Source organism: Acidilobus sp. (genome assembly GCF_049973875.1).
In the GTDB taxonomy this organism is placed as follows: domain Archaea; phylum Thermoproteota; class Thermoprotei_A; order Sulfolobales; family Acidilobaceae; genus Acidilobus.
Genome location: NZ_JBMFJI010000072.1, coordinates 1 through 1,567, shown reverse-complemented (window position 1 = coordinate 1,567; position 1,567 = coordinate 1). Strand labels below are relative to the sequence as shown.

The window sequence follows — 1,567 nt, the reverse complement described above, 5'->3', positions numbered from 1 at the left end:
TTTTGCAGCATTCTATTATGATGAAGTTAGCCGCGCGGTGGGCGTTCGTCCCGCCGGTTAGGTCGAAGAGTTCATGTCCACCGACACTCTCAGGCCCCTGTCGTGCTTTGCCGGCGCGAGGTCTAGCTAGTCCGTGGCCCTCCCTCAGGGCCCTGTGGAGCCATGTGAGCTGACTTCCCCGGAACCTTCGACCTCAACCGTCTCGTCCCTGCCCCTCGCCGGGGAACGCCTGGGTCTACGGCTGAACCTTGATTGGGGTCCTTATCATGCCCGTCGGCCGACCCCATAGCCTTCCCACAGAGTTGGCCCCCTAGTGGTGGCCTGCTGATCGCCTCCCATGTAAAACATGGAGGGTGCCCCGGAGGCCCCAACCTGGGCGACGCGGAGGACAGGGACGGGCATGGCCGCTCATTGCTCAGAAACATGAGATGGTGTTAAACGACGCTCTTTTTGCCCATCTTTTTGGGCAGGGGTTTAAAATTTTCTTTAAAGACTTTCTATGTACATCGAGGAATTCCGAAACATCTCTTACCTTTTTTCTTCCCATTTATCAGCCTACAATCTTACTCGTTCGGCTTTATCATACGCTTTTGACCTGTCTGATTAGTTTTGGGCGGGCTTATAAGCCTACCAGCGAACTTTCTTCTATTATTACCTTTTTTGTAGAATTTTTCTTTTTAAAACTCAAAATTGCGAAAACGAATTCCCTCGGCTTCCCAAGGAAATTCCCAAGGCGACTTGGAAAGTCCTAGGGAATATTCCCTCGAGATTCCCAAGATGCCCCTCAGGGACACCTTGGGAAGTATACAGGCAGACCTGGGAAGTTACAGCGCTCCATACGGCTGGCAGGGGCATGAAGTATAAGGGCTGAACAAGCTTCAGCCCCGAACAGAACATGTTGGGAAAAAGCTTTACATGGGAACAACTCCTATTACGTACTCTTCACGAAACCCATCCTCCAACGATTGCCCTCTCGCTTTCAAAAGTGTCTGGAAATACGGGCATGCCCTAATCTTGAACCACTTCGCAGCGTCATGACATTTTCGATAACGTGAGGGGTATTAAGGGTCTTGCTGCAGCAATGAAGGTAATTATCTTTGTTTGAGAAAGTCTAACAGCGTGTTTGCAGGTCTCGCCTGTAGGATTCTTATAACGATTTCATCTATCTCATTGAGCAAATCGGTTATTTCTTTCCTCACTGCCTCCCTTAGGGCGTCGGCAAGGGTGCCCTGCCTCACCAGCGTGAACCCCGGCTCGCTGACGGCTAGGCCAACCAAGGCGAGGTCGCTGACCCCCTCGCATATGCTCTCCCTCCTCGAGCTCTTGGCCACGAACACCGCCAGCTGCCCGAAGGGCGCTCGATGCGTGGGTTATAACCTCCAGCCGCCTCTTAATAGGACTGATGTGCTGAGTGCACGCACGGTATGGGGCGAGGTGATGGGAGTGAGCGAGCGGAGCGCTGAGGACAGGTACGTGGACTACTTTACGACCAAGTGCCGCGTCAGCGGGGAGCCCTGAGCGCGGATATGCCTGAGTGGGCGCGCAGGGCGCTCAGCAGCCGCCGCCT

Annotated in this window: 1 protein-coding gene; it reads right to left on the bottom strand. The window is 53.8% G+C overall.

Going from position 1 to position 1,567, the window contains the following annotated elements; translation table 11 throughout:
* Positions 1 to 1,091: 1,091 nt before the first annotated feature.
* Positions 1,092 to 1,331, bottom strand: a complete 240-nt coding sequence (locus tag ACP5H1_RS08400) for a hypothetical protein (protein WP_427974064.1) — start codon at positions 1,329 to 1,331, stop codon at positions 1,092 to 1,094.
* Positions 1,332 to 1,567 lie beyond the last annotated feature (236 nt).